9 protein-coding genes, 1 tRNA gene and 2 pseudogenes are annotated in these 6,129 nt (G+C 69.4%); 11 read left to right on the top strand and 1 reads right to left on the bottom strand.

Going from position 1 to position 6,129, the window contains the following annotated elements; translation table 11 throughout:
* The 9 genes and pseudogenes from M4J07_RS46220 to M4J07_RS46180 form a co-directional block, all read left to right on the top strand.
* A pseudogene (locus M4J07_RS46220) lies at positions 1-197 on the top strand (DUF2637 domain-containing protein); the annotation flags it as partial.
* A gap of 18 nt (positions 198-215) precedes the next feature.
* Positions 216-416: a mobile element transfer protein gene (locus tag M4J07_RS46215; RefSeq protein ID WP_255983100.1), complete on the top strand. Its 201-nt coding sequence runs from the start codon at positions 216-218 to the stop codon at positions 414-416.
* A gap of 16 nt (positions 417-432) precedes the next feature.
* Positions 433-573, top strand: a complete 141-nt coding sequence (locus M4J07_RS46210; protein ID WP_255983099.1) for a hypothetical protein — start codon at positions 433-435, stop codon at positions 571-573.
* A gap of 25 nt (positions 574-598) precedes the next feature.
* Positions 599-937 carry a SpdD-like protein gene (locus M4J07_RS46205; protein WP_255983097.1) on the top strand — a complete coding sequence of 113 codons (339 nt, stop codon included), beginning with the start codon at positions 599-601 and terminating at the stop codon, positions 935-937.
* A 91-nt stretch (positions 938-1,028) separates the two neighbouring features.
* Complete coding sequence (locus M4J07_RS46200) at positions 1,029-1,232, top strand: hypothetical protein (RefSeq protein ID WP_255983095.1); 204 nt, start codon at positions 1,029-1,031, stop codon at positions 1,230-1,232.
* A 5-nt stretch (positions 1,233-1,237) separates the two neighbouring features.
* Positions 1,238-1,483, top strand: coding sequence for a hypothetical protein (locus tag M4J07_RS46195; protein ID WP_255983093.1), 246 nt, complete (start codon positions 1,238-1,240; stop codon positions 1,481-1,483).
* Entirely contained in the window at positions 1,480-2,874 is a 1,395-nt protein-coding gene (gene repSA, locus M4J07_RS46190; protein ID WP_255983091.1) for a replication initiator protein RepSA, read from the top strand. The genes M4J07_RS46195 and repSA overlap by 4 nt, the downstream gene beginning before the upstream one ends.
* An 11-nt stretch (positions 2,875-2,885) precedes the next feature.
* Entirely contained in the window at positions 2,886-3,056 is a 171-nt protein-coding gene (locus M4J07_RS46185) for a helix-turn-helix transcriptional regulator (RefSeq protein WP_255983102.1), read from the top strand.
* Positions 3,053-4,426, top strand: a complete 1,374-nt coding sequence (locus tag M4J07_RS46180) for a tyrosine-type recombinase/integrase (protein WP_255983088.1) — start codon at positions 3,053-3,055, stop codon at positions 4,424-4,426. Before M4J07_RS46185 ends, M4J07_RS46180 begins: the two co-directional genes overlap by 4 nt.
* Before the next feature lie 243 nt (positions 4,427-4,669).
* On the opposite strand, the gene M4J07_RS46175 is transcribed toward M4J07_RS46180, so the two are convergent.
* Positions 4,670-4,741, bottom strand: a tRNA-Arg gene (locus M4J07_RS46175).
* Between the two features lie 112 nt (positions 4,742-4,853).
* Here M4J07_RS46175 and M4J07_RS46170 point away from each other — a divergent pair.
* A complete protein-coding gene (locus tag M4J07_RS46170) occupies positions 4,854-5,363 on the top strand; it encodes a response regulator (RefSeq protein ID WP_255983086.1) in 510 nt (169 codons plus the stop codon).
* 168 nt (positions 5,364-5,531) lie between these two features.
* Positions 5,532-6,129: pseudogene (locus M4J07_RS46165) on the top strand (ArgS-related anticodon-binding protein NrtL); the annotation flags it as partial.

Genomic DNA, 6,129 nt, shown 5'->3' with positions numbered 1-6,129 from the left:
TGCCAGCGCCTGCGCTGCCCGAGGTTCCCGTGCCCGTTCCCGCAATGGAGGCCCCGCCGGCGCTCGTGGCGCACGCCCGAAAGGTGGCCGACGACCACCAGGCCCGCACCGGCCAGCCGATCGACCTGGACACCCTGCGCGCCCGCCTCAACGTCCCGCCCGCCATGGCGGACGCCATCGCCACTCAACTCACCTGACCCGAAAGGACCCCGCTCATGGGACGCCGCTTCTTCCTCTTCGAACGACTCCAGCGCTACGGCCCCGTGGACATCGCCCGCGGCCTGACCCCGGACGGCGAGAAGGGCTACACCGCCGTCTGCAAGGCCGACGGCTGCGGCTGGTCCACCTCCTACGACAGCTACGGCTCGGTCTGCATCTCGGCCAAGGGCCACGTCTGCCGCATCAAGAACCGCTGACCCGAAGGGCCCTGCTGTGGATATTCCGTTCTGGTTCTTCATCGCCGTCGTCGGCGCGCTCGGCATCAAGCTCGCCCGACCGCCCGCCTGGCTCGTCCTCGTGCTGCTGATCGGCGGCTACTTCCTCGCCCCCGCCATCGGCTCATTCCTCAACTGAGCAGACCGGAAAGGAGGTTCAACCCATGTTCACGCCCCGCGTCCCGCTCAACCAGCAGCCGACCGGCGAGATCATTCCCACCGTCAGCACTCCGGGGACCGTCGCCCCGCAGAACACCGCTCAGGCGCCCTGCGGCTGCCCGCACCACACCCCGGCCCCCACCGCTCCCGCCGCGTCGCGACCCACGGTGCAACTCACCCCCGGCTCGATCGCGCTGCTCGTCGGCGGCGGCACCGCGGCCGTGCTCGTGATCGGCGCCGTGCTGGTCTCCATGCTCCTCGCGGTCGCGATCACCGCCGGCTCGCTCGCGATCGTCGCGATCGTCGTCCGCTCACTCATCAACAGCGAGATCAAGCACCGCTGACCGGCCCCGGAGCGGCCTCTACCGCCAAGTTTCGTCCGCTCCGGAGCCGTGCCTCCTGCCCGAACCAATCGATCCGGAAGGAAGTTCCATCATGGCCCAGCCCACCCCTGCCCGCGTACAGATCTGCCCCGGCTGCGACGGCTTCGCCTCGGCCGAGGTCACCCGTGGCGGACGCGACCACCGCGGCCACCTGCGCACGGTCACGGTCCACTGCACGGCCTGCCAGGGCACCGGTACCCGCTCTGTCCGCTCGGCCGGTTACGCCACGTTCACCCTCGTCAGCGTGGGGCGGTGACCGTCATGGGCCTTCTGGACTGGAGGAACGGTGACCACTACGACCACTCCGGGAACTGCGCCTGCACCCAGTGCGGCAAGCCGACCCCGCTGCGCGCCCACTCCGGCGAGCCCGTCCACAAGGTGTGCGCGGAAGACTGGAACGACCGCAACCCCAACGCCCCGCGCCACCAGGAGCACGGCCGGGACCTGGGCACCAGTCGCTACCACTCCGACACGCCCCGCAAGCGCCGTAAGAACGGTGCGTCATGACCGCCACCCTGGCGGGCCTGGACCCGGCCACCCTCGGCGACATGCTGCGGGTGGCCGGCTCCCTGGACTTCGACCGCTGGCAGGACCAGATCCGCCGCACCGGAGGCTGCTCCGACCCGATCCACCTGACCGGCTGGTCCATCACCAAAGACCGCGCCACCGGCGAGACGCTGCGGCACTACAACACCGACACCGAACCCGGCGGCCGGCTCCGGATCGCCTGTGGCAACCGCCGCGCCTCCCGCTGCCCGGCCTGCGCCTGGACCTACGCCGGCGACACCTACCACCTGATCCGCGCCGGCCTCGTCGGCGACGACCGCCACGAGATCCCGGCGACCATCCGCCACCGACCGCGCGTCTTCGCCACGTTGACCGCCCCGTCGTTCGGCCCGGTCCACAACCGGCCCACCCACGGAACCTGCCGTTGCGGCACCGCGCACCCCGACAACGAACCGGCGCTCGGTACCCCGCTCGATCCGGCCGCGTACGACTACGCCGGCGCCGTGCTCTTCAACAACCACGCCGGCGACTTGTGGCACCGCTTCGTCAACCGTCTCCGCCGGGAGATCGCCTCCCGCGTTGGCATCACGCAGCGCGAGTTCAAAGAGGTCGCCCGGCTCTCGTACGGCAAGGTCGCCGAGTTCCAAAAGCGCGGAGCGGTCCACTTTCACGCCGTGATCCGCATCGACGGACCCGACGGTCCCGACAGCCCACCCCCGGCCTGGGCGGCCACGGAACTCCTCACCCGAGCCATCCAGGACGCTGCCGCGCACCCGTACGTCACGGTGTCCGTGCCACCCGCCCCGGATGCCGGTCACGTCGATGGCTGGCGGCTGCGCTGGGGAGAGCAACTCGACGTACGCCCGATCAAAGCGTTCGGCGACGGCTCTGAGATCACCGAACAGGCCGTGGCCTCCTACGTGGCCAAGTACGCCACCAAAGCAGCCGAGAACACCGGCACCGTGGACCGCCGGATCGGTAACCGGGAAGCCGCGCTCCTCCTCGGCCTGCCCGACCATCCTCGGCGGCTGATCGAAGCGTGCTTCGACCTCGAACCGCACTACCCGGATCGTCGGCTGAGCGCGTGGGCTCACATGCTCGGTTTCCGCGGCCACTTCTCCTCGAAGTCCCGCCGCTACTCGACCACCCTCGGCACCCTCCGGCAGATCCGCGCCGACTACCGCGCCGCCCAAGAACGTGAAGCCCTCGGCCTCGACGGACACGAGCCGGACACCGTGCTTGTCCTCGCCTCCTGGCAGTACGCCGGTCATGGCCACACCCTCGGCGAATCTGCCCTCGCTGCCTCCATCGCCCGGGATCTCCAACTGAACCGTGAGACAGCACGCGAAGCCCTGCACGACCAACTCGCGCTGGAAGGAGCGTCGCAGTGAACGACGAGCTCATGACCGTCAAAGAGATTCTGAGGGAGCTAAAGGACGTCTCTCGGCGCACGTTCTACCGCTGGCGGGAGCTTGGTCAGGCACCGGAAGCGTTCAAGCTCCCCAACGGTGAGCTCCGGGTGTGGCGTAGCGACTTTGACGCCTGGCTGCGTGGTCTGGAGAAGGCCGCGTGAAATCCCTCGACGTGAAGATCTGGGGCGTCCGAAAGCGCCCCACCAAGCGTCCGGCCTACGACGTGCGCTGGTCCGTGGCCGGCAACGTCATGTCTGAGTCGTTCCGCACGAAGGCACTGGCTGATCACTACCGCGCCAAGCTGCTGCGTGCGACGCGCGACGGCGAGGAGTTCGACGACGTCACGGGGCTGCCGCAGTCGATGGCGGACAGCAGGCCAACCGTGACGTGGTACGCCTTCGCTCTCCGGTACCTCGCGATGAAATGGCCGCACGCCGCGCCCAACACGCGCGACGGAATCAATGAGTCGCTCACTTCGGTGACGCTGGCGATGCTGGAAGAGCGTCCAGGGCGCCCGGCTGAGGCTGTGCTCCGAAAGGCTCTGAGGAACTGGGCGTTCGTGCTGCCTGGCCCCGATGACCGGGAGCTCCCGAAGGACGTCGCGAACGCGCTGCACTGGGTGTCGAAGGCATCGCAACCGCTGAACTACCTGGGAGACCCGGTGAGGGCTCGCGCGGTGCTCGATTCGTTCAAACTGCGCCTCGACGGCAAGGCCGCTGCCGCGGAGACCGTACGGCGCAAGCGACGCACGTTCGTGAACGCCTTGCACTACGCCGTTGACCTGGGTGAGTTCAAGGAGAATCCCCTGACCGCGGTCCGCTGGCAGAAGCCCAAGGTGTCCCGCGAGGTGGATCCGCGGGTGGTGGCTAATCCTCAGCAGGCTCGGGCGCTCCTCTGCGCCGTGTCGTACGTCGGGGGTTACAAGCGGTCCCGCGGCCGGAGACTCGTCGGGCTCTTTGCCTGCATGTACTTCGCCGGCCTGCGTCCTGCCGAGGCGGTTGGGCTTGCTGAACCTGATCTCGTTCTCCCTGATGTCGGTTGGGGCACGATCACCCTGCATCGCACCCGTCCGAGCGTGGGCAGGCAGTGGACCGACTCCGGTGAGAGCCATGACGATCGGGGACTCAAGAACCGTCCCGCCGAGGACGTACGCCGCGTTCCGATCCCGTCTCAGCTGGTGGCCGTGCTGCGCGAACATCTCGACACCTTCGGCACGGCTGCGGACGGTCGCCTCTTCTACAGCGAGGGCGGGGGAGTGGTGGCGTCCTCGACGTACTCGCGGGCCTGGCAGGAGGCAAGGGAGCTCGCTCTCCCGCCGGCCGCGGTCGCTTCTCCACTGGCACGGCGGCCGTACGATCTGCGGCACTCCGCGCTGTCGACGTGGCTTAACGCCGGCGTAGACCCGACCGAGGTTGCCGAGCGTGCCGGCAACAGTGTTGAGGTCCTCCTGGGCCGCTACGCAAAGTGCCTCGACGGCCGTCAGGAGGTGGCCAACCGGCGCATCGAGGATCTTCTGAGTGAGTACGAGTGACGTGATCGAGCGTCGCTACGCTGGGCCCCTGGACCTGTCCGGGGGCCTTCGTCGTTTCGTCGCGGCCTCGGATTTGTGAGGGCTGACCTGGGGCGATGCTCCAAGATCCTGTCCACGAATAGTCCACAGACTCTGACATAGGGCCGCTCAGGGCGGCCTACGGCTGCACACGCCTGCAAACGCAAGAAGACCCCGTCGTCAGCATCCTGCTGGTGACGGGGTCTTTAGGCACCTAATTCAAGGTGCCCCCGGCAGGATTCGAACCTGCGCACACGGCTCCGGAGGCCGTTGCTCTATCCCCTGAGCTACGGGGGCGCTGCCACGTGGTGCGTGGCGACGGGTAGAACCCTACCAGCTCACCCGGGGTCCTCATGAACAGGTATTTCGGGGGGCCTGGAGGGGGCCGGGTCCCCTGTACGGGGCGGAAGTGGGGAAAACCCGGACGCGGTGGCCGACGTCGACCTACTCTCGAGTTGTGTCAGGCGCGTCCGGCCGGGTCCTTGTCGTGGACGACAACAAGGTGATCCGGCAGTTGATCAGGGTCAATCTCGAGCTGGAGGGCTTCGAGGTCGTGACCGCGGCCGACGGTGCCGAATGCCTGGACGTCGTGCACCAGGTGCGGCCCGACGTCGTCACGCTGGACGTGGTCATGCCGCGCCTCGACGGCCTGCGGACCGCCGCCCGGCTGCGCGGGGACGCCCGGACCAGCGGGCTGCCGATCGTCGTGGTGAGCGCCTGCACGCAGTACGAAGTGGAGAGCGGTCTCGACGTCGGCGTCGACGCCTTTCTGGCCAAGCCCTTCGAGCCGGGCGAACTCGTGCGCGTAGTGCGGCAGTTGAGGGAGCGGGGGAAGTCGTCGCGGTCGCGCGGTGACGAGTCCGCCGATCCCGGGGAAGGGGACCCACAGCCGCACGCAGGCCGCACGGCCGACGCCTGACCGCTGTGGGCCAGGGCGCGGATCGGTGTGGATCAGTCCGGACCGTGCCGACCGATACCGAGACGTGGCCGACCGGCTCCGACACATGGCAGGGCACCCCGTCCGCATACCGGACCATCGGGGAAACCGAGTCGCCTACCCACCCCCCTCCTCCCATACGCTTACCCCGTGACCCCCGCCGAGCTCTCCAGCACCGTCCTGCGCGCCGTGCACCGCGCAGTCGACGACGGTCGGCTCGACGCTGCCGCGGTCGAGGCCGGGAGTGGGCGGATCGTCGTGGAGCGGCCCCGGCCGGGGGGCCACGGTGACTACGCCACGAACGTCGCGCTGCAGCTGGCCGGGCCCGCGGGCCGGTCGCCGCGGCAGGTCGCCGAGGTCCTCAAGCCGTACCTGGGCGACACGGACGGCATCGGCGACGTCGTCGTCACCGGCCCGGGCTTCCTCAACTTCAGCCTCCGGGGTTCCGCCTGCGTACGGCTCGTCGAGGAGATCCTGCGGGCCGGGCGGCGGTACGGGTTCGTCGAGGCGCCCACCGGCGAGACCGTGCAGTTGCACACCCCGCACGAGGTCAGGGCCGTGGTCGTGATGGACGCCGCCGCTCGCCTCCTGCGCTCCCAGGGTGTTCTCGTGCGCACGAGTTGTGCGGGCCCGCCGCTGCCGGAATGGGGTGGTGTGCTCGGTGTCGGCGTCGACGCGTTCGGTACCGACGGTGCCCCCGACCCCCTCACCGTGCACGTCCGGCCCGTGCCCGCGCGCTGGGCGAGGT

The organism is Streptomyces longispororuber (genome assembly GCF_024448165.1).
GTDB classification, from domain to species: Bacteria; Actinomycetota; Actinomycetes; order Streptomycetales; family Streptomycetaceae; genus Streptomyces; species Streptomyces longispororuber_A.
This window is presented reverse-complemented; position numbering and strand designations above follow the sequence as displayed.

Coding starts and splice junctions, on each gene's coding strand:
- M4J07_RS46205 (WP_255983097.1), top strand. CDS start 599: ATGTTCACGCCCCGCGTCCCGCTCAACCAGCAGCCGACCGGCGAGATC.
- M4J07_RS46215 (WP_255983100.1), top strand. CDS start 216: ATGGGACGCCGCTTCTTCCTCTTCGAACGACTCCAGCGCTACGGCCCC.
- M4J07_RS46200 (WP_255983095.1), top strand. CDS start 1,029: ATGGCCCAGCCCACCCCTGCCCGCGTACAGATCTGCCCCGGCTGCGAC.
- repSA (WP_255983091.1), top strand. CDS start 1,480: ATGACCGCCACCCTGGCGGGCCTGGACCCGGCCACCCTCGGCGACATG.
- M4J07_RS46195 (WP_255983093.1), top strand. CDS start 1,238: ATGGGCCTTCTGGACTGGAGGAACGGTGACCACTACGACCACTCCGGG.
- M4J07_RS46185 (WP_255983102.1), top strand. CDS start 2,886: ATGACCGTCAAAGAGATTCTGAGGGAGCTAAAGGACGTCTCTCGGCGC.